This window comes from Myxococcus sp. SDU36, assembly GCF_030168875.1.
GTDB lineage: Bacteria > Myxococcota > Myxococcia > Myxococcales > Myxococcaceae > Myxococcus > Myxococcus vastator.
In genome coordinates this window covers 3,348,677-3,374,567 of the sequence record NZ_CP077414.1, presented here as the reverse complement: position 1 = coordinate 3,374,567, position 25,891 = coordinate 3,348,677, and the positions used below count along the sequence as shown (strand labels likewise).

Genomic DNA, 25,891 nt, shown 5'->3' with positions numbered 1-25,891 from the left:
TCCCGCGTGTTGGACCCAGCCATGCTCCGCCCATCACTCATCGCCTCCTGCCTGCTCGGCCTGCTGCTCCTGGCGGCGCCCGCGCGCGCGGCCACCCCGCCGCCGTGGGGCACGGGAGAGAGCCAGGGCGAGGACCTGGCCATCCTCCTGGTGACGTTCAGTCCCGGGGATGACGTGCCCTCGTGGTGGGGCCACGGCTCGCTGGTGGTGGAGGACCGGCGGCGGCGGCTGTCGCGCCTCTACAACTACGGCATGTTCTCCTTCGATGAGGCCATGCTCGCGCGCTTCGCCATGGGCCGGCTGGAGTTCTGGGTGGGCCAGTCGTCGGTGGGCGGCACCTTCCGCCACTACCAGGCCGAGGACCGCGACGTCCGCGTGCAGGAGCTCAACCTCACGCCCGAGCAGCGCGTCGTCGTGGCGAAGCGGCTGGCGGACAACGTGCTGCCGGAGAACCGCGAGTACCTGTACCACCACTACAACGACAACTGCGTCACGCGGCTGCGGGACATGATTGACGTGGCCACGGGCGGCCAGCTTCGCGAGGCGGACCGGGCCCCGGGGCGGATGACGCTGCGCGAGCACACCCGGCGCTACACCGCGGTGAACGCGCCCATGAGCGTGCTGCTCGACTTCATGATGAACGACGAAATCGACCGTCCCATCACGAAGTGGGAGGAGGCCTTCCTCCCGGACGAGCTGGAAGCGCAGGTCGCGGCGCTCCAGGTGAAGGGCGCGGATGGGCAGCGGGGTTCGCTCGCGGCGAAGAGCTGGAACCACTACGAATCCTCCAAGCGTCAGCGTCCGCCGGCGGAGCCGCCCCCGTGGGGGCCGTGGCTTCTCGCGCTGGGCCTGGGCCTGGGCGGCCTGGCGGTGGGCCTGGCGGTGTGGGAGCGCCAGCGGGGCAGCCGCGTGGCCCGCCTGCTGCTCGGGCTGGAGAACGCCGTGGTGGGGCTGGCGCTCGGGTTGCCGGGCACCGCGCTGTTCATCATGTGGCTGGTGACGGACCACACGGTGACCTACCGCAATGAGAATCTCTTCCTGGCCAACCCGCTGACGCTGCTGGCGCTGCCCTTCGGCGTGGCCCTGACGTGGGGCAGCCAGAAGGCCCGCGCGCGCCTGTTCAAGGTGTGGACGCTGCTGGCGGCGCTGGGGGTGCTGGGCGTGGTGCTCAAGGTGTTGCCGCCCTTCGACCAGGACAACTGGCGGCTCATCGCGCTCATCCTGCCCATCTCCCTGGGCATGGCGGGCGCATTCGGTCTGGACCGGGTGCTGGCGCGCCTCCCCGGGGCGGACCGCGCGTCAGCCGGACGGCGGGATGCCGTCGCATCGCTGAAGACTCCCTAGAGGACACGGAAAGAAGCCATGGCGAACGATTCGATGGAGAAGATCAACGTCCTGAGGGAGCGCGTGTTGGCGCTCCGGGGGCATCTTTGACCTCGACCGCAAGCGGTCCCGCATCGCGCTGATTGAACGCGACTCCACGCAGCCCACCTTCTGGGACGACAACACCAAGGCGCAGGCGCTCCTGAAGGAGAAGTCCACGCTGGAGGCCAGCGTCGGCGCCTACGACAAGGTGATGCGCGGCCTGGATGACGCGCAGGCGCTCTTCGAGCTGGCCGCCGAGGCCAATGACGAGGCCACCACCCAGGAGGCCGAAGGCTCCCTCACGGGGCTGGAGGGCGACGTCGCCAGGCTGGAGCTGGCGCGCATGCTGGCGGGCGAGCAGGACCGCAGCAGCTGCTTCATGGACATCAACGCCGGCGCCGGTGGCACGGACTCCATGGACTGGGCGGCCATGCTGCTGCGCATGTACACCCGCTACTGCGAGCACAAGGGCTGGAAGGTCGAAATCAACGACGAGGTGCCGGGGGAAGAGGCGGGCTTCAAGAACGTCTCCCTGCGCATCGAAGGTGACTTCGCCTACGGCTACCTGAAGGCGGAGGTGGGCGTGCACCGGCTGGTGCGGATTTCGCCCTTCGACGCCAACGCGCGCCGGCAGACGGCCTTCGCGTCCGTGGACGTCTATCCGGAGGTGGATGACACCATTCAAATCGACATCCCGGAGAAGGACATCGACTTGAAGTTCATCCGCGGCGGCGGCGCGGGCGGCCAGAAGGTGAACAAGACGTCGTCCACCGCGCAGCTGCGCCACCTGCCCACCGGCATGATCATCACCTGCCAGACGGAGCGCTCGCAGTCGGCCAACAAGGACATGGCCTTCAAGATTCTGCGGGGCCGCCTGTACGAGCTGGAGATGAAGAAGCGCGAGGCCGCGCGTGACGCCGCCGAGGCGCAGAAGAAGGACATCTCCTTCGGCTCGCAGATCCGCTCCTACGTGCTGGCGCCGTACCGCATGGTCAAGGACCTGCGCACCGGCATCGAGACGGGCAACGTGGACGCCGTGCTGGATGGGGAGCTGGAGGAGTTCGTCACCGCCCAGCTCCTGGGCGTGAAGAACCCCAACCGCAGCGCGGGCGCGGACTGAGCAGGCGCCGCGCCTCACCGGCTCCTCGCCTTCGCCCGGAACCTTTTCCGCGGCCCTGCTGTCGGAGGGCCGCGGGGCAGGGGACGGAGGTAGGCTTCAGGGACGGTGGCACCTCCTGCGGAGGGGCTGTCGCGGGAGGACACGGGTGGCATCGGGCGGCGTGCTCGAAATCGGACAGGAAGAGGCCGCCGCCGCGGCCGCGTCCGAGTCGCGCCGTCAGGACGCCGCGCTGCTGGCCCGGCTGCGCCGAGGAGAGCCGGACGCCTTCGAGCTGCTGGTGCGCACGCACCAGGACCGGCTCTACGACTTCTGCGTCCGCATGGTGGGAGACCGTGAGGAAGCCCACGACCTGGTGCAGGAAATCTTCGTCAGCGTGCACCAGAACGTCCGCCGCTTCCGCGAGGACTCGAAGCTGTCCACCTGGCTGTTCCGCATCACCCGCAACCACTGCATCAACCGGCTCAAGTACCTGAAGCGCCGGGGCCGCGGACGCTCCGAGGTGTTCGACGAGGCCGCGGCCCTGCGCTCCGAAGGTGGGGGCACCGCGCCTGGCCCGGACGCGGCGCTGGAGTCCGCGCGCGAGCGCGCCCGGGTGCAGTGGGCCATCTCCCAACTGGAGCCGGACGCGCGCATGCTGGTGGCGCTGCGCGACATCGAAGGCCTCAGCTACGACGAAATCATCGACATCACCGAGCTACCGGAGGGAACGGTGAAGAGCCGGCTCCACCGGGCCCGGGAAAAACTGGCGGACCTCCTGGGGCGGCTTGAGCCATGAACGGCATTCATCGCAGACTGAGGGACGTGGAACCGCGGATGAACCATCGCGAGGCGAGGGCCCTGTTCCTCGCGCTCGCCGACGACGAGCTTCCCGCCCCCAAGGCGCAGGAGGTTCGCACCCACCTGGACGGCTGCGACGACTGCCGCCAGGGCTGGCAGCGCTATGCCAGCACGGTGCAGCGGCTCCAGCACGTGGCGCGTGAGAAGGCCCCGCCCGCGCTCGCTTCCCTGGTGATGAACCGGGTGCGCCGCAAGCGCCGCTTCGGTCTGCGGGGCCTTCACACCGCGCACATGAACCACCGCCTCCCGGTGGAGGTCCTCATCCCGTTGCTGCTGGCGGCCGCCGTGGCCGCCTTCCTGGCGCTGGTCGCTCCCTGAGCGGCCTTCCGCTGTGTTGCGTTGCTTCCCGGGGGAGCCTTGGCTACGGTGCCGCGCCTTTGGGAAAGCGCGTCATGGCCGAGACCGAGAACAAGAGCGAGAAGAGCGTGGGCGAGGGCGACCTCGGGACGAAGGAACAGGAAATCTACGACCAGCGGCTGGAGAAGGCCGCCAGGTGGCGCGAGGCCGGCTTCAATCCGTACGGCAACGGCTACCGTCCCCAGCACCAGGCCGCCGAAATCCACGCGAAGCACGCCGCTCAGTCCGCCGAGGAAATCGAGCAGGCCGCTCCTCCGCCCTATGACGTCGCCGGCCGCGTCGTGGCCATGCGCTCCTTCGGCAAGGCCGCCTTCATCAAGCTGAGAGACGGCTCGGGCGAAATCCAGGTCCACATGAAGAAGGACGCCTTGGGGGACGCCTATGAGACCTTCAAGCTGTGTGATTTGGGCGACTTCCTGGCCGCCACCGGCCCGGTGTTCCGTTCGAAGACGGGCGAGCTGACGCTGTCCGCCACGAAGTTCACCCCGCTCACCAAGTCTCTGCGGCCCCTGCCGGAGAAGTGGCACGGCCTGACGGACGTGGAGATTCGCTACCGTCAGCGCTACCTGGACCTCGTGTCCAACCCGGACGTGAAGCAGACCTTCCTCCGGCGCAACAAGCTCATCCGCTTCATCCGCGACTTCCTCGACACGCGTGACTTCGTCGAGGTCGAAACGCCGATGATGCACCCGCTCGTGTCCGGCGCGGCGGCGCGGCCCTTCACCACGCACCACAACGCGCTCGACATCGACCTGTACATGCGCATCGCCCCGGAGCTGTATCTCAAGCGCCTGGTGGTGGGCGGCCTGGAGCGCGTCTACGAGGTCAACCGCAACTTCCGCAACGAAGGCATCAGCACCCGGCACAACCCCGAGTTCACGATGCTGGAGTTCTATCAGGCGTACGCCACGTACGAGGACCTGATGGACCTCTCCGAGGAGATGATTTCGGAGGCCGCCAAGGCCGTCACCGGCGACACGAAGGTGAAGTACGGCGACCACGTGCTCGACTTCGGCAAGGGCTGGAAGCGCATCTCCATGACGGAGGCCATCCGCGAGGTGGTCAGCGGCCTGTCCGACAAGGACATGGCGGACGCGGACCGGCTGCGCCACGAGCTGCTCAAGACGCGCCACTCCGAGGCCGAGCGGCGGGCCATCGACACCATGAACCACGGTGAGCTGGTGGGCGCGCTCTTCGAGCACCACGTCGAGCACACGCTCATCCATCCCACCTTCATCACTCATTTCCCCACCGCCGTCTCGCCGCTGGCCCGGCGCAATGACGCGAACCCGGACGTGACGGACCGCTTCGAGCTGTACGTGGCGGGCCGCGAAATCGCGAACGCGTTCTCCGAGCTGAACGACCCGTTGGATCAGAAGGGCCGCTTCCAGGCCCAACTGGACGCGAAGCAGCGGGGCCAGCAGGAGACCATGGACTACGACGAGGACTACATCCGGGCCCTCGAGCACGGCATGCCGCCCACCGCCGGTGAAGGCATCGGGATTGATCGGCTCGCCATGTTGTTCACGGATTCGCAGAGCATCCGAGACGTCATCCTGTTTCCCCTCCTCAAGCCACTGGCGAAGTAGCCAGGAGGCCGCGTGCACTCCGCCGAACGGCAGACCGTCCATCGCTGGACCTTCATCTGGATTGGGGCGCTGGTCGCCCTGGTGGGCTTCAGCCTGCTCGGGGTGGCGCTCACGTCCTCTCAGGCCTGGCTGGAGACCAGCCCCTCCCTGGGGCTGTCCCTGCTGGGGTGGGGCGGCCTGGTCCAGGTCCTCAACGCGCTGCTGCTCGTGTCCGAGCAGCCCGTCGCGCCGGTTCCCAACACGGGCCTCCTCGTCGCGGGCTCCGCTGTCTGGCTCGCGGGGTGGGCGCTCATCGCCGCCGGCATCCGCCGCGCGCCGGAGCCCACCGAAGGGCCCAGCCCGGCCGCGGGCGCCACGCTGTACCCGCGCCTGGCGCGCTACCGGGACTTCTACTGGAGCACCCTGGGCGCCTACGGCGGCGGCATGCTGCTGGCGGAGGTGGTCCTCATCCTCCTGCAGACGGTGCTGTCCAGCGGCGTGTCCGCCACGGAGCTGGGCGCGGCGGGGAAGGGCGCGAGCAGCGGCCTGTCGCTGCCGCCCACCGGCGCCTTCGCCATCGCGCTGCTCGCGGGCGGCATGGTGGCCTTCATCTCCGGCTTCATCGGCGCGTCGCGGGCGCAGCGGCTGTCGCTGCCCGAGGCCACCATCGGCGTGCTGTACCTGGGCCTGCCCATCCCCATCATCCTCACGTTGATGGAGCGGCTGCCCGGGCTGCAGCTCGCGCTGGGCTACCGGCTGCGCGAGGTGACGTACGTCGCGGGGCTGATTGGCCGCCCGGAGCTGGGGTACTGGCTCGTCTTCACCTTCCTGGTGCTGGCGCTGGTGCTGGGCATCAACACCGGCTTCATCGCCGCCGGCAGCGGCCGGGTGGACCTGAAGCTGGGGTTCGAGCTCTTCGTCGCGCGCCGGCACGTGGCGGTGTTCCGGCCGTCACTGCTGCTGGGGACGCTGGCGGTGCTGATGTTCGGCATCATCCCCCCGCTGCTCATCTACTTCATCATCCGCTCCGCCGAAGCGGCCGTGGAGCGCACCCGCATCCGCGCGCTGGGGCTGAAGGATCCGCTGGCGGCGGCCTCCGACCTCAACCGCCTCAAGCTGCGGGAGCAGTCGCCCACCATGATGATGACCGCCCTGTCGGTGGGCGGCGTGGGCGTGGGCGTCATGGCGCTCATCATCGTGCTGTCGGTGATGAGCGGCTTCGAGGCCGACCTGCAGCAGAAGATTCTGGGCACCAACGCGCACGCCGTGGTGTCGAAGTACGCGGGCGACCTGCCCGAGTACGCCAAGGTCATGGAGTCCGTCCGCAAGGTGCCTGGCGTCGTGGGACAGACGCCCTTCATCATCAACCAGGTGATGATCGCCTCCGAGGGCAACGTGGACGGCGTCATCATCAAGGGCATCGACCCGGGCACGGTGGGCGAGGTGACGGACCTGCCCAAGAACATCCTCGGTGGCGGCTCGCTCGACATCCTCTACACGCCGGAGAAGATCGTCCACCGCGGCCTGCCGGACGACGAGGAGCCCGCGGAGGAGAGCGGGGTGGAGGAGGACGACATCATCCGCCGCTCCGGGACGCCCAAGAAGGCGCCGGTGCTGCCGGGCATCGTCATTGGCCGGGAGCTGGCGGCGTCGCTGCGCGTGGTGGTGGGAGACCGGGTGAACGTCGTCTCCCCGCTGGGCACCGAGCTGAGCCCCTCTGGCCCGATTCCGAAGAGCCGCGCCTTCCGCGTGGCGGCCGTCTTCTATTCGGGCATGTACGAGTACGACTCCAAGTTCGTCTACATCCTGCTCAAGGAGGCCCAGGATTTCTTCGGCGTGAAGGGGGCCACGGGCATCGAACTGAAGGTGGCGGACATCGACGACGCGCGTCGCATCGCCTCGCAGGTGGTGAAGGTGCTGGGGGGCTATCCCTACCGGGCACGTGACTGGGGAGAGATGAACAAGAACCTCTTCTCCGCGCTGCGTCTGGAGAAGCTGGTGATGGGCATCATCCTCTCCATCATCATCATCGTGGCCGCGGGCCTTATCGTCGCCACCGTCATCATGCTGGTGCTGGAGAAGCGCAAGGAGATTTCCGTCCTCAAGGCCCTGGGCGTCCCGGATGGCGGCATCGTGAAGATATTCCTCGCGGAGGGCCTGCAGATTGGCGTCGCGGGCGGCTTCCTCGGACTGATTTCCGGCCTGTCCTGGTGCCTCTTCATCGAGAAGGCCGGCATCAAGCTGGATCCGGACGTCTATTACATTCCGGCGGTGCCGGTGCGAATCGAGCCGGTGCAGACCGTGCTGGCCGTCGTCATCGCGGTGCTCGTCACCTACCTCGCCTCCATCTACCCGGCCCTCAAGGCCAGCAGTGTGGAGCCGGTGGAAGGCCTCAAGGCGGAATAGCCATGGCGCTCTTGTCCATCCGCAACGTCTTCAAGAGCTACTTCCTGCACGGCAAGCGCATCGACATCCTTCGGGGCGTGTCGCTGGACATCCAGCGGGGAGAGCTCGTCTCGCTGGTGGGTGCGTCCGGGGCGGGGAAGAGCACCTTCCTGCACGTCCTGGGCACGCTGGATGCCCCGGCCGCCGGCGAGGTGCTGTTCGAGGACCGCCCCGTGTTCTCCATGAACGACGCGGAGATCGCCGAGTTCCGGAACCAGACCATCGGCTTCGTCTTCCAGAGCCACTTCCTGCTGCCGGAGTTCACCGCCTTGGAAAACGTCGCCATGCCCGCCCTCATCCGGCGACAGGACCGCACCGGCGCCTACGCCTATGCCCGTGAGCTGCTGGAGCGGGTGGGCCTGGGACACCGCGTGGACCACCGTCCGGGAGAACTGTCGGGTGGTGAGGCCCAGCGCGTGGCCCTGGCGCGCGCCCTGGTGCTCAAGCCCGCGGTGTTGCTGGCGGACGAGCCCACCGGAAACCTCGACCCGGCGACGGGCGAGGGCATCCACCAGCTCTTGCGGGAGGTCAATCGCGAGCAGGGAATCACCGCAGTGGTCGTCACCCACAACGAGACGCTTGCCCGCTCCATGCCCCGCCGCCTCAGGTTGGCCGGCGGCGAGGTGTCGGAGGCGTGATGTCCCGGCAATTTTGCATTGAGGCCCTCAGGGGCCTTCCCGTAGATTGCCCCGCCTTTTCCTGGCCGGTCTCCCCTTGAGGCACCCCGTTCTGTCGCGCAAGTCACTGCTCCCGCTGCTGGCGGTCGCCATGTGGTCCCTCGTGCCCGGCTCCGCGCTGGCGCAAGAGGATGAAGGCGCTGGCGCGCCTTCAGTCGTGCCCGAGGTCACCGCCCCCGCTGCTCCTGCCGACGAGGCCTCCGAGCCCGCGCTCCCCGATGACGCCCCGGTGTCCCCGGAGGATGCCCGCCGGGTGGTGGAGGTCCGTGTCGAAGGCAACCGGCGCGTCGAGGCCGAAGCCATCCGCCGCGCCCTCCGCACCCGTGTGGGCGACGAGCTGAGCCCCACGCGCACCGCCCAGGACCTCCGGGCGGTGTGGGCGCTGGGCTACTTCCAGGACGTGGAGCTGCTCGTCCAGCGGCTGGCCCGCGGCGTCGCCTACGTGGTGCGGGTGGAGGAGCGCCCCACCGTCCGGCTCGTGCAGCTCGTGGGCAACGAGGAGCTGAACAAGGACGACCTGAAGGAGGAGATTGACGTCAAGCCCGCCACCATCCTGGACATGGAGCTGGTGCGCTCCAGCGTGCAGAAGATCCAGGCGAAGTACGTGGAGAAGGGCTACTTCCTCGCCGAGGTCAGCCACCAGATCAAGCCCGTCGAGGGCGGCGCCAACGTGGATGTGGTGTTCAACATCAACGAGCGCGCCAAGGTGATGGTGAAGCAGATCACCATCCTGGGGGCGGACAAGGTACCCGCCGCGGAGCTGAAGGAGACGATGATTACCCGCGAGGGCGGGTTCCTCTCCTTCTTCACCGGTGAGGGCACCTACCGCGAGGAGGCCTTCCAGCGCGACCTGGCCGTCATCCAGATCGCCTACTACGACAAGGGCTTCATCAACGTCCGGGTGGACAAGCCCACCGTCCAGCTCTCCGCGGACAAGCGCTTCATCTTCATCACCCTCCGGGTGACGGAGGGTGAGCCGTACGACATCGGGAAGATCGACTTCTCCGGTGACCTGCTCGACGACGTCACCAAGGAGCAGATGGCGGCGCTGATGAAGTCCGCCACCGGCGGGCGCTTCAACCGCTCACAGCTGTCGCAGGACATCCTCTCCGTCTCGGACGTCTATTACGACCGCGGCTACGCCTACGCGAACATCAACCCCATCACCAGCGTCAACGCGGACAACCGCACGGTGGACCTGACCTTCGACGTGCAGAAGGGGCCCCAGGTCACCATCGAGCGCATCGACGTGGTGGGCAACAGCAAGACGCGCGACAAGGTCATCCGCCGCGAGCTGCGCGTCTATGAAGGCGAGCTCTACAACGGCACCGGCGTGCGCCGCAGCCGCGAGCGCGTCACCGCGCTGGGCTTCTTCGAGACGGCGGAAATCACCCAGCGCCCCGGCTCGGCGGACGACACCATCATCCTCCAGGTGGAGGTGAAGGAGAAGGCCACCGGCACCTTCCAGGTCGGCCTCGGCTTCTCCAACGTGGAGAACTTCATCTTCACGGCGCAGATCGCCCAGAACAACTTCCTGGGCTGGGGGCAGAGCGTCTCCGCGTCCGCGCAGATCTCCGGCCTGCGCTCCCTGGTGCAGCTGTCCTTCTACGACCCGTACTTCCTGGACACGCGCTACCTGCTGTCGGCCGAGTTCTTCCGCATCCAGGCGGACTACGAGGGCTTCATCCGCAGCTCCACCGGTGGCACGGTGTCCATCGGCTACCAGTTCATCGACGACCTGCTGGGCACCATTGGCTACTCGCGTGAGTGGGTCAACGTGGAGGCGGGACAGAACCTGGGCGCGGTGCTGCTGGCCAACCAGTTCCTGTCTGGGACGACGAGCGCCGCCCGCCTGTCGCTGTCCTTCGACCGGCGCAACAACCGCCTGTTCCCGTCGGACGGCTTCATCCACTACGGCTCGGTGGAGCTCGCCCCGGACTTCCTGGGCGGCACGTTCCTCTACAATCGGTACACGGCCTACTCGCGGCTGTACTTCCCCATGCCGCTGGGCTTCGTCTTCAAGACGAACGCCACCATTGGCTACATCCAGCAGCTGGACCAGAACAAGCCGCTGCCCATCTCCGAACTCTACTACGTGGGCGGCATCAACAGCGTCCGCGGGTACTTCCTGCGCAGCATCAGCCCCTCCGTGAAGGTCCCCCGCTCCGGCAATCCGGACGCGACCGTCACCGATTTCCGGGTGGGCGGCAACAAGCAGCTGACCTTCAACTTCGAGCTGGAGTTCCCCATCTTCGAGAAGGCCGGCCTGCGCGGCGTCGTCTTCTACGACGCGGGCAACGCCTTCGCGGCGAACGAGCGCTTCTTCGAGGACCGTCAGGAGCGGCTGCCGCTCGGCCTCTTTCACTCCGCGGGCTTCGGATTCCGCTGGTTCTCGCCCATTGGCCCCCTGCGCTTCGAGTGGGGCATCCCGCTCAACAGGCGGCCGGAGGACGACAACATCCTGTTCGAGTTCACTATCGGCAACTTCTTCTGATAAGCCCTTCGCCTGTCGTCCGGCGTCCGTCCTCACGGGCGGAGGGAATTGAAGCTGCCCGATAGGCGTACGTCGGAGCCTGTACCTTTCTTGAGGAGTCGCTGAACATGTCGCTTCGCACCACCATCGCGGCCACGGCCGCCGCTCTGTCGCTCGCCCTCCCGGTGGCCGCCTCGGCCGCCGAGCTGAAGGTCGCCTACGTGGACCTCCAGAAAGTCATGCTGGAGGTGGATGACGGAAAGGCCGCCAAGTCCCGTCTCCAGAAGTGGCTCAACGACCGCCAGAAGGAAATCGACAAGGAGCAGAACGCGCTCCGCGCCGAGAAGGAGACGCTCGACAAGCAGGCCAGCGCCATGAGCGCGGAGATCAAGGCCCAGAAGGAGGCCGAGCTCCAGCGCAAGGTGATGGTGCTCGCCCAGAAGTGGGAGAAGAGCCGCGCCGAGGCCGCCAACAAGGAGCAGCAGGAGATGAAGCCGATCATCGACAAGATCGACTCCATCATCAACACCATCGCCGAGCGCGATGACCTGGGCTTCGTCCTCGAGCGCCGCGACTCCGGCATCGTCTACGCCCGCTCCCTGCACGACATCTCCAACGAAGTCATCCGGGCGTACAACAGCTCGAAGAAGACGGCGGCGAAGGACGCCCCGACGAAGAAGTAGCCGTCACTCCCAACTCGTGCAGACCGCTCCCATGCCCCGCCAGCTCGGGGAGCTCGCCGCCCACGTGGGTGGAGAGCTCCTCGGTGATCCCTCACAGCTCATCCACGGACTCAACGGGCTTGAAGAAGCCGGCCCGGGAGACGTGTCTTTCTACGGAAACCCGCGCTACCGCCGCCAGTTCGAGGCCTCCCGTGCCTCGGCGGTGCTGGTGGGCGCCGACGTGCCACCCCGCGAGGGCGTGGCGCTGGTCCGGGTGGCCAACCCCCACCTGGCGTACGCGAAGCTGCTGCGCCTGTTCCACGCGCCCCAGCGCCCCGCCGCGGGCGTGAGGCCCGGCGCCTGGGTCCATCCCGAGGCCACCGTCCATCCGGAGGCCGTGCTGCTGCCCGGCGCGTCGGTGGACCGGGGCGGACGGGTGGGCGCGCGCACGGTGCTCTATCCGGGCGCCTACGTGGGCGAACAGGCCGAGGTGGGGGAGGACTGCGTCCTGTACCCCAACGTCACGGTGCGCGAGCGCTGCATCGTGGGCGCGCGCGTCATCCTCCACGCCTCCAGCGTGGTGGGCGCGGACGGCTTCGGCTTCGCCTTCAACCCGGAGGGCGAGGCGGGGCCGGAGCACTTCAAGATTCCCCAGGTCGGCATCGTGCGCATCGAGGACGACGTCGAGGTGGGGGCGTGCACCTGCATCGACCGCGCGACGGTGGGCGAGACGGTGGTGGGGCGCGGCGCGAAGCTCGACAACCTGGTGCAGGTTGCCCACAACGTGCGAGTGGGCCCGCTGTCCCTCATCTGCGCTCAGGCTGGCGTGTCCGGCTCGGCGGAGATTGGGACGGGCGTGGTGCTCGCGGGGCAGGTCGGCGTGGTGGGGCATATCCGCGTGGGTGACCTGGCCAAGGTGGGCGCTCAGTCCGGCGTCGCGCACGACGTGCCGGACGGCCAGGTGGTGAGCGGGAGCCCCGCCGTTCCCCACCGGGAGTGGCTGCGGGCCAGCGCCGCGGCGGGCCAGATGGCGGACCTGCTCAAGGAAGTGCGCGCCCTGCGGCGCCGCGTAGAGACGCTGGAGAAGGAAAAGGGGCCGTGATGGACATCGGAGAGATTCTCAATCTGCTGCCGCACCGGTACCCGTTCCTGCTGGTGGACCGGGTGGTGGAGATTGTCCCGGGCCAGAAGCTGACGGCCTACAAGAACGTCACCATCAACGAGCCCTTCTTCAACGGACACTTCCCCGGTCACCCGGTGATGCCGGGCGTGCTCATCCTGGAGGCGCTGGCGCAGGCGACGGCCATCCTCGCCTACAAGAGCGAGAACATGGACCCGACGCGCAAGCTCACGTACCTGATGGGCGTGGACGGCGCGCGCTTCCGCAAGCCGGTGTTGCCGGGGGATCGCCTCCAACTGGACATCGAAGTGGTGCGTCACAAGGGCGCTGTCTGGAAGACGAAGGGCCTGGCGACGGTCGACGGCGCGCGTGTCGCCGAAGGCGAGTTCCTGGCAACCGTCGTGGACAAGGACGCCAACGCGGCACAGAGCGCGGCATCCTGATTCGCGCCCCGCGAGCACGAGGAGACTTCATGGCTCAGGTTCATCCCACCTCGGTGGTCCATCCCAGCGCCCGCCTTCACGACACCGTCGAGGTCGGCCCCTACTCCATCATCGGTCCCCAGGTGACGATTGGGGCGGGCTCCCGCGTGGGGCCCCACGTCGTCATCGAAGGCCGCACGACGCTGGGCGAGCGCAACCGCATCTTTCAGTTCGCCTCCGTGGGCGCCGACCCGCAGGACCTCAAGTACGCGGGCGAGGACACGGAGCTGGTGCTCGGCGACGACAACCAGGTTCGCGAGTTCGTGTCGCTGCACAAGGGCACCGCGGGCGGTGGCGGCGCCACCCGCGTGGGCAGTGGCAACCTCTTCATGGCCAACTGTCACGTCGCGCATGACTGCGTGGTGGGCAATGGCTGCCGCATCGGCAATGGCTCCGCGCTCGCGGGCCACGTGACGATGGAGGACCACGTCATCATCAGCGGCCTGGCGGCGGTGCATCAGTTCACCCGCCTGGGCCAGCACGCCTTCATCTCCGGCGGCGCCATGGTGACCATGGACATCCCGCCGTACGCCACCGCCCAGGGAGACCGGGCGGAGCTGGTGGGCCTCAACACGGTGGGCCTGGAGCGCAGTGGCTTCTCCAAGGAGCAGATTGAGCGGGTGAAGGAAGCGCACCGCATCCTGTTCCGCTCGAAGCTGACGCTCCAGGAGGCCATGGTTCGGCTGCGCGCGGAGCTGGCGGGCCACTCCGAAGTGGACCACCTCATCCAGTTCATCCAGCAGAGCAAGCGCGGCCTCACGCGCTGACACCGTGAGTGACGGAGGAAAGTCGGCGGTGGAGCGGATTGGCCTCATCGCGGGCAACGGCCGGCTGCCCTTTCTCTTCGCGCGCGCCGCGCGGAAGCAGGGCCTGGAAGTCGTGGCCGTGGCGCACCGTGGAGAGACGGACCCGGCGTTGGCCGCGGAGGTGGACCGGCTGACGTGGGTGCGCGTCGGCCAGGTGGACCGCATCCAGAAGGCCTTCCGGGAAGCGGGCGTGAAGCAGGCGGCCATGGCGGGCGGCATCGGCCGTGTGCGGGCGCTGGCGGAGGCGCGGCCGGACCTGGGCGCGGTGCGCATCATCTCCCGGCTTCGCAGCTTCCGGGATGACGCGCTGCTGCGCGCGGTGGCCTCGGACTTCGAGGCGCGCGGCGTCACCATCATCGCCCCCACGGACTTCCTGGGCGAGGTGCTGTGCCCGGAGGGCCACCTGGCCGGGCCCAGGCTGCACCCGGCGCAGGAGAAGGACGTGGCCCTGGGCCGCGAGGTGGCGGTGCTGCTGGGCCAGGCGGACGTGGGACAGACGGTGGTGGTGCACAACGGCCACGTCCTGGCGCTGGAGGCGGTGGAGGGCACGGACGAGGCCATTCGCCGGGGCGGCAGGCTGGGCGGCAATTCAGGCGCCGTGGTGGTGAAGCGCTGCAAGCCGCAGCAGGACCTCCGCTTCGACCTGCCGGCCGTGGGCCCTCGCACCCTGGACGTGATGCAGGAGGTGGGCGCGCGCGTGCTGGCGCTCGAGGTGGGGCGCACGGTGCTGCTGGATGCCCCAGCCCTCTTCGCGGGCGCCGAGGCCGCGGGCATCACCCTCATCGGCGTGCCCTGAGCCCCGGCGCCTCCGTGCGCGGTGAGACTAGAAGCAGCGCGCGCGAGCGGACACGCCGGTCTGCCCCGAGGCGCCGCCGAGGTACCACGAGCCGTACTGCTGGTACGTACGGACGTACTCGCCGCCGCCCTCGAACTTGCCCCGGACATACGTCAGGGCGCAGGAGCGGTTGTCGGCGGCGCCCATGGCCCGGGCCCTGGCGCCCTGGCTCCAGCTGAACTCCTCGCTGAACGTGTTGCCGGCGCCCAGGGAGATGCACCGCGCGCGCCCTTGCACGCCGCTCTGGCTGGAGTTGCCCGTCATGTACCAGCTCCCGGCCGTCTCATAGACGTGGAGCCACTCGCCGGTGCCATGGAACTTGCCCTTGACGCCCGTCAGGTAGCACACGCGGTTGGCGGAGGAGCCCAAGTACGTGGGGTAGCTCGACGACTGGCTCCACGTGTACTCGGTCCCCGTGTCCGCCACGTTGATGCAGCCCGCGGCGCCGTTGATGCCGGTCTGCCCCGAGGCGCCGCCCAGGTACCACGAGCTGCCCGTGTGGAAAATCTCGACGCGCTCCCCGCCACCCTCGAAGTTGCCGCCCACGCGCATGAGGTAGCAGGTCCGGTTCGACGTCGTGCCCATGGGCGTGGCGAGGTTGCCCTGGCTCCAGGTGTACGTGTTGGCCGTGGCCAGCTCCTGACCCTGCGTCGTCAGGTCCTGCGCGGCGGGGGGCTCGGCGGAGACATCCATCATGTCCTCGGGACCGCAGCCCCACAGGACGGCGGGCATGGACAGGGCAATCAGTGCGTGACGCAGCTTCGACATGGGTGTTTTTCCTGTGGTGTGAGGTGTTGAGACGGCGCGGTGCGTGTGGCGGAGGGCCGCGCACCCGTCCTTGCCGTGTCGCTGCTTGAGCAAGGCGTATGCCGCGCCGTGTGGCCCCGTGGTTCCCTCTGGAGACGTGCTCGAGACACCTGGGGTGGCACACCCTCGCGTGGCACGGTGGCACAGGCCACGGTGTGCCCACCGTGCCGCGGCTGTATGCGTTTGATAGGCTTTGCCCATGTCCCGCCTCGTGCCAACCCTTCCGTCGGAGACGGCCGCGCGGCCGGCCGGGGAGGGGGCCACGGTGGCGGGCGTTCCGTCCGAGCCGCCGGGCACCGTGCCCGCCGCGCCGGGGGGCCGCTACGAGGTGCTGGGGCTGCTGGGCCGAGGCGGCATGGGGGACGTGTACCGCGCGCGGGACAGGACGCTCGGGCGGCCGGTGGCGCTCAAGTTCCTGCGGGGCGCGGACCCGGAGCGGGCCATGCGCTTCCTGCGGGAAGCCCGCGCCCAGGCGCGCATCGACCATCCGAACGTCTGCAAGGTGTTCGACGCGGGGGAGACGAATGGCCAGGCCTTCATCGCCATGCAGCTCGTGGAGGGCGAGCGGATGGACGTCGCCGCGCGGGGCCTGGCGCCCCTGGAGAAGGCGCGGTGGCTGAAGGCCGCGGCGGAGGCGGTGGAGGCGGCCCATGCGCTGGGCGTCATCCACCGGGACCTCAAGCCCTCCAACATCATGGTGCTCCCGGGCGAGGGCGCGCGCCGCGAGCCCGTCATCATGGACTTCGGCCTCGCCTACGAGGCGGGGGAGGGGCACGGCCTCACGTCCACCGGCGCGGTGATGGGCACGCCCGCGTACATGGCGCCGGAGCAGGCCCGGGGTGAGCTGGAAGCCATCGGCGCGCACACGGACGTCTACGGCCTGGGCGCCACGCTCTACGAGCTGCTCGTCGGCGAGCCGCCCTTCACGGGGGCCACGCCGCTGGAGACGTTGAACCGGGTGCTCCACGACGACCCGGTGCCACCCCGCGAGCGCGTGCCGGAGCTGGACGCCGACCTGGAGACGGTGTGCCTCAAGTGCCTGAGCAAGGAGCCGGCGCTGCGCTACGCCTCCGCCCGGGCGCTGGCGGAGGACCTGGGCCGCTACCTGGACGGCGCGCCCATCCTCGGACAGCGGCCCCGCCTGACGCACCGGCTGCGGCGCGCCGCGCGCAGGCATCGCGGGGTGGTGTTCGTCTCCGGCGTCTCGCTGGTGGGCATGCTGCTGCTCGCGGGCTTCGGGGCCCGGGCCTGGCTGGCGGAGCGGGACCTCCAGGCGCGCACGGCCTCACGCGTCCGGCTGGCCGAGCAGCTGGGCCAGCAGGTGCAGGAGGTCGAGGCCTTCGTGCGCGCCTTCCAGGCCCTGCCCCTGCACGACACGCGGCCCGAGCAGCAGCGCGTCCGGGAGCGAATGGCGCGCATGGGCGCCTTGCTGCCTGGCCTGGAAGCGTTGGGGGAGGGGCTGGTGCGGCAAGCGCTGGGACGGGGCCACCTGGCGATGCGCGACTTCGAGCAGGCGCACCGGGAGCTGACGCGGGCGCGCGAGCTGGGCGTCGACTCGCCGGGGCTCCACTACGCCTTGGGGAGGGTGCTGGGGGAGCAGTACCGCCTGGCCGTGGAGGACGCGCGGCGCAGCGGCGGCGCGGCGTGGGTGGCCGCTCGGCGGCGGCAATTGGAGGCGCGCTACCTGACGCCCGCGCTCGACTCCCTGGAGCGCAGCGGCGGCGTGGAGCTGGAGTCGCCGCGCTACCTCGAAGGGCTCATCGCGCTGTACCGCAAGGACTACGAGGGCGCGGAGCGGGCCGTGAGCGAGGCCGTGGCGCAGGCGTCGTGGATGCCGGAGGTGCGCAAGCTCGCCGGAGACGTGGCGCTCGCGCGGGCAATGGCCTTGCTGGAGCAGGGGGACTACGCGGCCGCGCGGGCCGGGCTCATGGAGGCGGAGTCCCGTTATCAGCAGACCGTGGAGCTGGCGCGCAGCGACGCCTGGGCCCACGAGGCGCTCGCGGAGGTGTGGCTGCAACTGTCGGAGCTGGACAAGCGGGAGGGGCGCTCACGCAAGGCCGCGCTGGACCAGGCGGAGGCCGCCGCGGACCGGAGCCTCGTGGCCGACCCGGACCGGGCCTCCGGCCACACGAAGAAGGCCCAGGTGCTGATGAACCAGTACCGCGCGGTGACCTTCCAGGGGGCGTCGGACGCGCGCGGCGCGGAGGCCCTGCTCGATGCCTGGACGGACGCGGCCTCCCGGGCGGGGACGTTTGAGCCGCGCAACGTGCTCGCGCACGACTCGCTGGGGTACAGCTACTTCATGCGCGGCCTGCGTCAGGCGCGCGCGGGAGCGGCGCCCGAGGCGTCCTGGGCACAGGCCATTCAATGGCTGGAGCGGGCGATTGAGCTGGAGCCGCACTACCCCTGGGCACTCAACGACCTGGGGCTCGTGCACCGCTGGCGGGGCAACTACCAGCGGGAGCACGGGCAGGACCCGCTTCCGGCCTACGCCGCCGCGGAGCGCGCCTTCCAGCGGGCCGTCCAGGCGGACCCGAACTACCTGTTCGCCCAGTCCAACCTCGCGGAGCTGTACGCCGCCCGGGCGGCCCTCCTGCTCTCCCGCGGGCGCGACCCGGAGGCCGACGTGCACGCGGCGCTGGAGGCCAGCACGCAGGCGCTGACCCTCGACGAGCGCTTCCACTCCGCCCACGACCATGCCGCCGCCGCGGAGCTGACGCGCGCGCGCTACCTCCTGGAGACCGGCGGAGACGCGCGTCCGGCCCTGGCGCGCGCGCTCCAGGCGACGGAGCGCTCCCGGGGCGTCAACGCCCGGTCCGACCGCGCCTGGCTCCATGCGGCCAGCGCGCACCTGCTCGAAGCGCTCCAGGCCCTGCGCGGGGCGGGTGACGCGAGCGCGGCGCTCACCAGCGGGCAGCGCGCGTTGGCGGAGGCGTACCGGCTGAGCCCCACCTGCGCGGACTGCCGGAGCCTGGGGGCGGAGCTGGCGCTGGCGGCGGCGGAGCAGGCGCGGCGCGAGGGGCGCTCCGGTGAGGCCCCGCTGCGCAAGGCCCTCGCCGAGGCCCGGCGGGCCGTGTCGCTCTACCCCTACTACGACAGCCACCTCACCCTGGCCCGGGCGGCCTGGCGGCTGGCGCGGGACACCGGCGCGCCGTCCGCCCTGGTGGAGGAGGGACTGGCGCAGGTGGAGTTCGCGCTGAAGCTGGACCCGGGCCTGCCGGAGGCCCACGCCGTGCGGGGCGCGCTGCTGCTGTTGCGTGCCCGGCGCCAGCGGCCGGCGGAAGGGTGGGAAGCGTCCCTCCGCGAGGCTGACGCGGCGTGGCGCCGCGCCACGGCCCAGGTGCCCTGGCTGCGCCGCTACGTGGGCCCCCTGGACGACGCGGAGCACGCCGCCCTTCGCGTCGCCGGGGCTCCGGACTCAGGGCATTGAGGGCTGCTTCACGCCCGTCGCGAACCGCGCCTGGGAGCTCCAGCTGGGCGACGGCGAGCAGGCCGGCAGCGTGAGGCCATTCCGGATGGGCGCCTTGGCGCGACGGTTCGCCAGGTTGAGGCACTCCGCGCCCCGGGGGCTCCACAGGGCCTCCAGGTATTCGAGCTGCTGGAGGTCGTCGTTGCTGTCTCGCCCGAACCCGTGGGCGTCGCGCCGGAGAATCTCCGTGCCGCTGACGGTGTACGTGCTCAGGTCGCCATGGCCCACGAAGTAGGCGGCGCGCTTTGCCTGGAGGCAGGCGCCGAAGACGAACTCACGGTCCGCGTCGGCCCGGCGCGACTCGGGAGACCACGGCTGGTAGCCCCAGTCCATGCATGCGGCAATCGCGCCTGTCTCACAGGCCACGGTGAGCGTTTCCTCGTGGGGCCGCACCGCGGCGTTCAGCCCGTCGACCTGGCGGTACGGAAGGAGGACGGACGCGACGTCCGGTTCCTTTGGCGACCGGCACTGCCGCAGCCAGACGGTGCTGGGGGTGGGCCGGTAGCGCACGACGAGGCGGTTGTCGGACACGGGTTCCAGCGACAGCTCGTAGAGGAGACCCTCCAGGGTGCCGGTGCCGTCCAGGTCCACCGGGAGCCTGAACCCGAACACCAGCCGCGACACCGCCTCGCCTCGCAGCTTCCGGCCGTCGTCCCCCTGGCGGATGGCGACGAAGAAGTCGCCGACGTTGCCGTGAATGGACTCCAGTTTCGGGGTCTCCCCGCCGTCGGGCCCGGTCGGATTCCGGAGGTGCAGGGGGAGCTGGAGCGTCTGGTCTTTCTGGTACATGGAGCGCACGCGCAGCGCCACGCCCTCGGGGGTATTGACGAAGCCCTCCAGGCACGCCGCTGGCGTCTTCTCATGCAAGAAGCAGTAGCTGTGTCCCTCGGCGACGTAGATGCCCAGGCCGTTCGGGTCGGGGTCGCACTGGCCCGTCGGACAGCTCCCGCCGCCGGACGGGGAATCAGGGCGGGCGCCGATGGGGGGCTTGGCACCGGTGATGGGGAGGGTGCAGCCCGCGGCGAAGGCCAGCATCAGCGGGCCCATGAGCCAGGTGGGGAAGGTGTTGAGCACAGGTGTCTCCTCGAAGTGACGGCGGCTGCCGTGGTCCGGCCCCGCGCCATAGCGAGGGGCATGCCAGCAGCGGCCCGGTCCTGTACACCAGTCGCCACGGCGGCGCGCCGCGAAGCTGGGCCCGGGTGGCACAGCCCGCTGGCACGGTGCCGTGTGCCCGTGACACACGCGTAGGATGGAGGCACATGGAACACGACCGGTCGACCTTGCAGCAGAGCGACGCCAGGGGGCGAGGGGCGGACTCCGGCGAGGCCCCGGTGCCGGGCCTGCTTCGCGTCCTGTGCGCGGGGAGCGCGATGGCGGTGGCCCTGCCGCTGGACGGCGAGCTGTTGCTGGGGCGGGGCGCCGCTTCGTTGGGGACGGACCAGGATCCGCGGATGTCTCGCAGCCACGCGCAGGTTCGGTACGACGGCCGCCGCTTCTGGGTCACCGACCAGGGCAGCCAGAATGGCACGTTCGTGGACGGGGCACCTCTGGTGGCCGGCACGCCCCGCGAGGCCCAGCGCGTCATCCGCATGGGGGACTCGCTCTTCATTCCCTGCGCGGACGTGGGGCCGGTGGCCCGGCGCGGCGTCATCCGGACGCGCGACTTCGTGCGAGGGCCCGCGATGCAGCGGCTGCTGGACCAGGTCGCGCGCACCGCGGAGCACGGCTTCACGCTGCACATCCACGGGGAGAGCGGCACCGGCAAGGAAGGCATGGCCCGCGCGTTCCATGAGCGCGGCCCGCGCGCGTCGGGCCCCTTCGTGGCCGTCAACTGCGCGGCCATTCCGCAGGGGCTCGCCGAACGGCTCCTCTTCGGCGCGCGGCGCGGCGCTTTCTCCGGCGCGGACGACGCGGAGGGCTACCTCCAGGCCGCGGATGGCGGGACGTTGTTCCTGGACGAGGTGGCCGAACTGGAGCTGGCCGTGCAGGCCAAGCTGCTGCGCGCGCTGGAGACGCGCGAGGTCCTCCCTCTGGGGGGCTCCAAGCCGCGGAAGGTGGACGTGCGGGTGTGCTCCGCCGGAAACAAGGACCTGCGCGCGCAGGTGGCCAGCGGCCGGATGCGCGAGGACCTCTACTTCCGCCTGGGCAGGCCGGAGGCGGGCTTGCCGCCCCTGCGCCGTCGCCCCGAGGAGGTGCCTTTCCTGGTGGAGCGCTTCCTCGAGGAGATTGCGGCGCGCCTGCCCGTGCACGTGGGCTTCCACGAGGCCTGCCTTTTGAGGGCCTGGCCGGGCAACGTGCGCGAGCTCCGCGTGGAGGTGCGCAGCGCCGCCCAGGAGGCGCTGCTTCACGAGGCGCCGCGCCTCGAGGCAAGACACCTGAGTCCCACCGCCGGCGCGGTGTTCGGCCCGCCGCTCGCGGAGCCACAGGTGGCGGCCATGGCCACTCCCGGGCAGGCGGCGCCCCGGGGCAGGCCGTTGGACGAGGCCGAGCACGCCCGGCTGGAGGAGGCGCTCCGGGCGAATGGGGGCAACGTCGCCGCCACGGCCCGGGCGCTCGGCATGCACCGGACGCAGCTGCGGCGCCTGCTGGAGCGCCATGGCCTGGCGGGCAGCGGGGAGGGGTGACGAGGGGCAAACGCCTCGCTCCCCTGGCTGGGCTCCCCTGGGACGGGGGGGATTGAATACCGTCGCACCTCCAACGTCCCCCGCGGGGAGCGTTTCCCTGCACGCCACCTCGTCCTACCCTCGCGGAGGAATCCGCTCACACGTGCCGCGGTTGGTCGCGGCCCGTGACGCCCGAGGCATACACCGCGCCATGAACGCCCGCCTGCTGCTCCTCACCTTTGTTCTGTCTTCGCCGATGCCGGTGCTCGCGGACGCGATTCGAGTCTCACTGGAGGGGCGCGCCGTGCTGGGGGAGAAGCTCCCGGCGCTGCTGGTCCACATCGAGGAGCCCATCGCGGGCTTCGAGGTGAAGCTGAAGCGCAGCGACGGGGAGTCAGTGGAGGTGAAGGGCGGCGGGAATCCGGGCCTCACTCGGCGCATCGAGCTGAAGCAGCCGGAGGGCCGTTTCCACTACGAGGGAGCGCTCACGGTGCGCTTCCCGGATGCGGAATCCGGCGTGATGCCGTTGTCCTTCGACACGGAGCTCTACGGCGCGCTGAAGCTGGACGTGCGCAAGGAGGACGTGGACGTGGCGGCGCGACGGCTGCGCTTCGTCCTGTCCCGGCCCGCGAAGCGCGCGGAGCTGACGGTGTTGATGGATACCGGGAAGAAGGCCTTCGAGGGCGAGGTGCCGTTCAAGGGAGAGGCGGCGGGGACGCCCCTGGAGCTGACGTGGCCGGCGGCGGGGGGGCGGGTGATGAAGATCTCCCTCCGTGCGTTCGACACGGCGGAGTTCTACACGGGCGTCGACCTGTATCCGTGGCAGGTGGACATTCCGCACGAGGAGGTGAACTTCGCCTCGGGCCGCGCGGACATTCCGGCGGCGGAGCGGGACAAGCTGGACAAGAGCCACGCCCTCATCGTGGACGCGCTGGCGAAGTACGGGCGCTTCGCGTCGCTGCGGCTCTACGTGATGGGCCACACGGACACCGTGGGGGCCGCGGCGGAGAACCTGGGCCTGTCGGTCCGGCGGGCGAAGAGTCTGGCGGCCTACTTCCGGAAGAAGGGGCTGCGGGTGCCCGTTTTCTACGAAGGGCTGGGAGAAGAGGCCCCGGCCGTCGCGACGCCCGACGAGACAGCGGAGGCGGGCAACCGCCGCGCGGAATACATCATCGCGGTGGAGGACCCCGTGCTTCAGCACGCGCCTCGCCCTCCGCGGTGGCGAAAGCTGTAGCGCAGTCACCGAGGGAGAGGAAAAGACGCATGGACCGATTCCACCAGAAGGTATGGGCGTTGCTCGGGCTGGGGATGCTGGGGAGCACGGGATGCGCGCACCCGTCGCGTGTCGCGGAGCGTCAGGGCGTGGAGGCGGAGAAGTGTGAGCTCGTGCATCGGCTGCTGCGGGAGCCGGTGCCGTCCCAGGTCGTCCGCGAGGTCGCCGCGTCCGGTCGCGATGAGCCCGCGCCGGTGGTGGTGTACGTGCGCCGTCCGGAGGAGGCGATGCTGGAGCGCTTCTTCTCCGGTGACGCGCCCAGCTGCGGTGACGCCACCTTCAAGGTGGTGCAGGAGAACGTGCTCGACGCGGTGGTGGTGTACCTGCAGGAGGTCCAGGACGGCTACGCGTACGACGCGCGCCGCGCCAGCCACGACGAGCTGTCACTGGAGGGCAAGCCGCAGGGCCTGCTGAAGCGCAGGGGCCCGGAGTGGGTGGCCATCCCCGGACCTACCTGAACAGCTCCTTGCCGCCGTCCGCGATGAACTGCACCGCGATGGCGGCCAGGATGAGGCCCATCACCCGCTCCACGATGGCCACGCCGGACTGACGCAGCACGCGCTGGATGAGCCCGGAGGCGCGGAGGATGAAGTAGCTGGCCACGAACGTCAGCACGACGGCGGCCAGCACGGGGATGGCGGAGACGAGCGTGTCGCCCTTGGCCATCAGCACCATGGCGGTGGCGATGGCGCCCGGGCCCGCCAGCAGCGGAATGGCGAGGGGGACGATGGCCACGTCCTCCTTCACCACGCCTTCCTGTTCCTCGGACGGCGTGGTGCGCGTCTCCGCCGGGCGGGCGCGGAGCATGTCCAGCGCGGTGATGAGCAGGAGGATTCCGCCGGCCACCCGGAAGGCGCCCAGCGACACGCCGAACACCTTGAAGATGACGCCGCCGAAGAGGGCGAAGAACAGCATCATCCCGCAGGCCACCAGGCAGGCGCGCATGGCGGTGCGGCGCACCTTCTCCTGTGTGTCCCCGGCCGTCATCGCCAGGAACAGCGGGACGACGCCAATGGGGTCCACCACGAAGAAGATGGCCGACAGCGAGACGAGGAACAGCGACGCGTATTCCGGCATGACAGCCCGTGCCTACACCGTGAGCCGCAGCTTCCACACCATGGTGAGAGCCTCGGCGAAGATTTTCTTGCTCATCTTGGAGTGACCCACGCGCCGGTCCTCGAAGACGATGGGCACCTCGCGCACGGTGAAGCCCTTGCGCAGCGTGCGGTAGGTCAGCTCGATTTGAAACGCGTAGCCGGTGCTCTTCACCGAGTCCAGCTCGATGGCCTCCAGCACCCGGCGGTGGAAGCACTTGAAGCCGCCGGTGAGGTCCTGGATGCCCACGCCCAGAATCGACCGGGCGTAGAGGCTGCCGCCGCGGCTAATGATTTGCCGCCCCACGCCCCAGTTCACCGTGCCGCCGCCCGTGACGTAGCGCGAGCCGAGCACCAGGTCCGCGCCGGCCTCGGCCGCATCCAGGATGCCGGGCAGGTAGCGCGGGTCGTGGCTGAAGTCCGCGTCCATCTCCAGGATGTACGTGTACTGCTCGGCCAGGGCCCAGCGGAACGCGGCGAGGTAGGCGCGGCCCAGGCCCTCCTTCTTCTCGCGGTGGAGGACGCGCACGCGCGAATCCCGCGCGGCGAGCCCGTCCGCGAGCAGCCCTGTGCCATCGGGCGAATTGTCGTCCACGATGAGGATGTCGACCCGGGGGTCGGCCTCCAGCACCGCCTGGACGATGGCCTCGATGTTTTCCCGCTCGTTGTACGTGGGGATGCAGACCAGGGCTGGGTTCATGACCCGGCCGACATACCCTAAACGCGGCCCGGGGGCAGCAGCTCCAGCACGGTCTCCGCCGCCCGGGTGGCCGCGCCCGTCTCGCCCAGCCGGCCGCGCATCTGCGCCAGCCCCTGGAGCATCTCCTCCCGGGGCGCACCGGGTATCCAGACGCGGCGGACCTCCTCGGCGATGCGCTCGGGCGTCATCTCCCCCTGGAGCAGCTCGGGGACGACGCGCCGGCCCGCCAGCAGGTTGATGAGGGACACGAACGCCACCTTCAGCATCAACCGGCCCACCCAGTAGGTGATGAGGGACACGCGGTAGACGACCACCAGGGGGCGCTGCATCAGCCCGGCTTCCAGTACGGCGGTACCGGAGGCCACCACCGCGGCGTCGCTGGCACCCACCACTTCGGGCGCCCGGCCCTCCACCAGGATGGGCGTCACGCCGCTACCCTCGAAGCGGGACGTGATTTCCGCCCGGTCGATGGTGGGCGCGACGGGGACGACGACCTGGAGTCCGGGCCGCTCGGCGGAGAGCCGCTTCGCCGCCTCCACCATGTCGGGGAGCAGGCGGCGGATTTCGCCCATCCGGCTGCCGGGCAGCAGCGCGAGCGTGGGGGCGTCCTTCGCCAACCCCAGCCGCTCGCGGAAGGCCGCGGCCGTGTCGGGGGCGGGGACCTGCTCCACCACCGGGCTGCCGACATAGCGGGCGCTGACGCCGGCCTCCCGGTAGAAGTCCTCCTCGAACGGGAGGATGCAGAGCATCCGGTCCACCAACCGTTTGATGGTGCGCACCCGGCCCCGGCGCCAGGCCCAGATCATGGGCGACACGTAGTAGGCGACGGGGATGCCCAGCGCCTTGAGCTTCTTGGCCAGGCGCAGGTTGAAGTCGGGGATGTCCACCAGGATGGCGACGTCCGGCTTGCGCTCGGCGGAGGCCTCGGCCAGTCCCTTCAGAATCTGAAGGATGCGGGGAATCCGGGGCAGGACCTCGGTGATGCCCATGACGGACACCTCCCGGGCGTCGAAGAGCAGCTCGACTCCCTGGGCGGCCAGGCGGGCACCGCCCATGCCAAAGAAGGTGAGGTCGGGACGGCGGGCCCGGAGGGCGGCGACGAGCTCGGCGGCGTGGGTATCGCCTGACGCCTCGCCGGCGACGACGAGGATTCGGGGGGGATTCGTCATGGGAGGGGCGCGCATCGTACCTGATGCGG

Annotated in this window: 22 protein-coding genes; 17 read left to right on the top strand and 5 right to left on the bottom strand. The window is 70.0% G+C overall.

The window, feature by feature from the left end:
- The first annotated feature begins 21 nt into the window (after positions 1-21).
- From KGD87_RS13055 to KGD87_RS12995, 13 genes are all read left to right on the top strand, one after another.
- Positions 22-1,344, top strand: coding sequence for an Lnb N-terminal periplasmic domain-containing protein (locus KGD87_RS13055; RefSeq protein WP_284667763.1), 1,323 nt, complete (start codon positions 22-24; stop codon positions 1,342-1,344).
- Between the two features lie 18 nt (positions 1,345-1,362).
- Positions 1,363-2,485 (top strand): peptide chain release factor 2 gene (gene prfB, locus KGD87_RS13050; protein WP_284667762.1). Its coding sequence is split into 2 segments (ribosomal slippage): positions 1,363-1,431 and positions 1,433-2,485, totalling 1,122 coding nucleotides; the frame shifts between segments, so codons are not numbered across the junction.
- Positions 2,486-2,630: 145 nt separating this feature from the next.
- Complete coding sequence (locus KGD87_RS13045) at positions 2,631-3,260, top strand: RNA polymerase sigma factor (protein WP_284667761.1); 630 nt, start codon at positions 2,631-2,633, stop codon at positions 3,258-3,260.
- A gap of 38 nt (positions 3,261-3,298) precedes the next feature.
- Positions 3,299-3,640 carry an anti-sigma factor family protein gene (locus KGD87_RS13040; protein ID WP_163779252.1) on the top strand — a complete coding sequence of 114 codons (342 nt, stop codon included), beginning with the start codon at positions 3,299-3,301 and terminating at the stop codon, positions 3,638-3,640.
- A gap of 74 nt (positions 3,641-3,714) precedes the next feature.
- A complete protein-coding gene (gene lysS / locus KGD87_RS13035; protein WP_284667760.1) occupies positions 3,715-5,268 on the top strand; it encodes a lysine--tRNA ligase in 1,554 nt (517 codons plus the stop codon).
- Between the two features lie 12 nt (positions 5,269-5,280).
- Positions 5,281-7,653, top strand: a complete 2,373-nt coding sequence (locus KGD87_RS13030) for an FtsX-like permease family protein (protein WP_284667759.1) — start codon at positions 5,281-5,283, stop codon at positions 7,651-7,653.
- Between the two features lie 2 nt (positions 7,654-7,655).
- A complete protein-coding gene (locus KGD87_RS13025) occupies positions 7,656-8,330 on the top strand; it encodes an ABC transporter ATP-binding protein (RefSeq protein WP_163779258.1) in 675 nt (224 codons plus the stop codon).
- 130 nt (positions 8,331-8,460) lie between these two features.
- On the top strand, positions 8,461-10,863 hold the full coding sequence (gene bamA / locus KGD87_RS13020; protein WP_284668634.1) for an outer membrane protein assembly factor BamA: 2,403 nt from the start codon (positions 8,461-8,463) through the stop codon (positions 10,861-10,863).
- Between the two features lie 107 nt (positions 10,864-10,970).
- Complete coding sequence (locus KGD87_RS13015) at positions 10,971-11,525, top strand: OmpH/Skp family outer membrane protein (protein ID WP_284667758.1); 555 nt, start codon at positions 10,971-10,973, stop codon at positions 11,523-11,525.
- A gap of 31 nt (positions 11,526-11,556) precedes the next feature.
- On the top strand, positions 11,557-12,606 hold the full coding sequence (gene lpxD, locus KGD87_RS13010; protein ID WP_176410256.1) for a UDP-3-O-(3-hydroxymyristoyl)glucosamine N-acyltransferase: 1,050 nt from the start codon (positions 11,557-11,559) through the stop codon (positions 12,604-12,606).
- A complete protein-coding gene (fabZ, locus tag KGD87_RS13005; protein WP_284668633.1) occupies positions 12,606-13,067 on the top strand; it encodes a 3-hydroxyacyl-ACP dehydratase FabZ in 462 nt (153 codons plus the stop codon). The genes lpxD and fabZ overlap by 1 nt, the downstream gene beginning before the upstream one ends.
- A gap of 29 nt (positions 13,068-13,096) precedes the next feature.
- Positions 13,097-13,873 carry an acyl-ACP--UDP-N-acetylglucosamine O-acyltransferase gene (gene lpxA / locus KGD87_RS13000; protein WP_284667757.1) on the top strand — a complete coding sequence of 259 codons (777 nt, stop codon included), beginning with the start codon at positions 13,097-13,099 and terminating at the stop codon, positions 13,871-13,873.
- Positions 13,874-13,901: 28 nt separating this feature from the next.
- Positions 13,902-14,708, top strand: a complete 807-nt coding sequence (locus KGD87_RS12995) for an LpxI family protein (protein WP_176410257.1) — start codon at positions 13,902-13,904, stop codon at positions 14,706-14,708.
- A gap of 27 nt (positions 14,709-14,735) precedes the next feature.
- On the opposite strand, the gene KGD87_RS12990 is transcribed toward KGD87_RS12995, so the two are convergent.
- Positions 14,736-15,515, bottom strand: coding sequence for a hypothetical protein (locus KGD87_RS12990; protein WP_284667756.1), 780 nt, complete (start codon positions 15,513-15,515; stop codon positions 14,736-14,738).
- Positions 15,516-15,753: 238 nt separating this feature from the next.
- On the opposite strand from KGD87_RS12990, the gene KGD87_RS12985 reads away from it, so the two are divergent.
- Entirely contained in the window at positions 15,754-18,984 is a 3,231-nt protein-coding gene (locus tag KGD87_RS12985; protein ID WP_284667755.1) for a protein kinase domain-containing protein, read from the top strand.
- On the opposite strand, the gene KGD87_RS12980 is transcribed toward KGD87_RS12985, so the two are convergent.
- Positions 18,973-20,097, bottom strand: a complete 1,125-nt coding sequence (locus KGD87_RS12980) for an ADYC domain-containing protein (protein WP_284667754.1) — start codon at positions 20,095-20,097, stop codon at positions 18,973-18,975. The two genes, KGD87_RS12985 and KGD87_RS12980, sit on opposite strands and share 12 nt — an antisense overlap.
- A 185-nt stretch (positions 20,098-20,282) precedes the next feature.
- On the opposite strand from KGD87_RS12980, the gene KGD87_RS12975 reads away from it, so the two are divergent.
- From KGD87_RS12975 to KGD87_RS12965, 3 genes are all read left to right on the top strand, one after another.
- Positions 20,283-21,647 carry a sigma 54-interacting transcriptional regulator gene (locus tag KGD87_RS12975; protein WP_284667753.1) on the top strand — a complete coding sequence of 455 codons (1,365 nt, stop codon included), beginning with the start codon at positions 20,283-20,285 and terminating at the stop codon, positions 21,645-21,647.
- A 190-nt stretch (positions 21,648-21,837) separates the two neighbouring features.
- Positions 21,838-22,860, top strand: coding sequence for an OmpA family protein (locus KGD87_RS12970; protein ID WP_284667752.1), 1,023 nt, complete (start codon positions 21,838-21,840; stop codon positions 22,858-22,860).
- Positions 22,861-22,889: 29 nt separating this feature from the next.
- On the top strand, positions 22,890-23,357 hold the full coding sequence (locus KGD87_RS12965) for a hypothetical protein (RefSeq protein WP_284667751.1): 468 nt from the start codon (positions 22,890-22,892) through the stop codon (positions 23,355-23,357).
- Here the strand turns inward: KGD87_RS12965 and KGD87_RS12960 are convergent.
- The 3 genes from KGD87_RS12960 to lpxB are packed head-to-tail and all read right to left on the bottom strand — an operon-like array spanning position 23,350 to position 25,862.
- On the bottom strand, positions 23,350-23,976 hold the full coding sequence (locus tag KGD87_RS12960) for a MarC family protein (RefSeq protein ID WP_284667749.1): 627 nt from the start codon (positions 23,974-23,976) through the stop codon (positions 23,350-23,352). The genes KGD87_RS12965 and KGD87_RS12960 overlap by 8 nt on opposite strands.
- A gap of 12 nt (positions 23,977-23,988) precedes the next feature.
- Positions 23,989-24,693: a polyprenol monophosphomannose synthase gene (locus tag KGD87_RS12955; protein ID WP_284667748.1), complete on the bottom strand. Its 705-nt coding sequence runs from the start codon at positions 24,691-24,693 to the stop codon at positions 23,989-23,991.
- 17 nt (positions 24,694-24,710) lie between these two features.
- Positions 24,711-25,862, bottom strand: coding sequence for a lipid-A-disaccharide synthase (gene lpxB, locus KGD87_RS12950; RefSeq protein WP_284667747.1), 1,152 nt, complete (start codon positions 25,860-25,862; stop codon positions 24,711-24,713).
- Positions 25,863-25,891: the final 29 nt, after the last annotated feature.

Excerpts from the sequence above, each read along its gene's own strand:
- lysS (WP_284667760.1), top strand. The coding sequence starts at position 3,715 with ATGGCCGAGACCGAGAACAAGAGCGAGAAGAGCGTGGGCGAGGGCGAC.
- KGD87_RS12970 (WP_284667752.1), top strand. The coding sequence starts at position 21,838 with ATGAACGCCCGCCTGCTGCTCCTCACCTTTGTTCTGTCTTCGCCGATG.
- lpxA (WP_284667757.1), top strand. The coding sequence starts at position 13,097 with ATGGCTCAGGTTCATCCCACCTCGGTGGTCCATCCCAGCGCCCGCCTT.
- KGD87_RS13055 (WP_284667763.1), top strand. The coding sequence starts at position 22 with ATGCTCCGCCCATCACTCATCGCCTCCTGCCTGCTCGGCCTGCTGCTC.
- KGD87_RS12965 (WP_284667751.1), top strand. The coding sequence starts at position 22,890 with ATGGACCGATTCCACCAGAAGGTATGGGCGTTGCTCGGGCTGGGGATG.
- KGD87_RS12985 (WP_284667755.1), top strand. The coding sequence starts at position 15,754 with ATGTCCCGCCTCGTGCCAACCCTTCCGTCGGAGACGGCCGCGCGGCCG.
- lpxD (WP_176410256.1), top strand. The coding sequence starts at position 11,557 with ATGCCCCGCCAGCTCGGGGAGCTCGCCGCCCACGTGGGTGGAGAGCTC.
- lpxB (WP_284667747.1), bottom strand. The coding sequence starts at position 25,862 with ATGACGAATCCCCCCCGAATCCTCGTCGTCGCCGGCGAGGCGTCAGGC.
- bamA (WP_284668634.1), top strand. The coding sequence starts at position 8,461 with ATGTGGTCCCTCGTGCCCGGCTCCGCGCTGGCGCAAGAGGATGAAGGC.
- KGD87_RS13015 (WP_284667758.1), top strand. The coding sequence starts at position 10,971 with ATGTCGCTTCGCACCACCATCGCGGCCACGGCCGCCGCTCTGTCGCTC.
- fabZ (WP_284668633.1), top strand. The coding sequence starts at position 12,606 with ATGGACATCGGAGAGATTCTCAATCTGCTGCCGCACCGGTACCCGTTC.
- KGD87_RS12990 (WP_284667756.1), bottom strand. The coding sequence starts at position 15,515 with ATGTCGAAGCTGCGTCACGCACTGATTGCCCTGTCCATGCCCGCCGTC.
- KGD87_RS13025 (WP_163779258.1), top strand. The coding sequence starts at position 7,656 with ATGGCGCTCTTGTCCATCCGCAACGTCTTCAAGAGCTACTTCCTGCAC.
- KGD87_RS12975 (WP_284667753.1), top strand. The coding sequence starts at position 20,283 with ATGGAACACGACCGGTCGACCTTGCAGCAGAGCGACGCCAGGGGGCGA.
- KGD87_RS12960 (WP_284667749.1), bottom strand. The coding sequence starts at position 23,976 with ATGCCGGAATACGCGTCGCTGTTCCTCGTCTCGCTGTCGGCCATCTTC.
- KGD87_RS13040 (WP_163779252.1), top strand. The coding sequence starts at position 3,299 with ATGAACCATCGCGAGGCGAGGGCCCTGTTCCTCGCGCTCGCCGACGAC.
- KGD87_RS12955 (WP_284667748.1), bottom strand. The coding sequence starts at position 24,693 with ATGAACCCAGCCCTGGTCTGCATCCCCACGTACAACGAGCGGGAAAAC.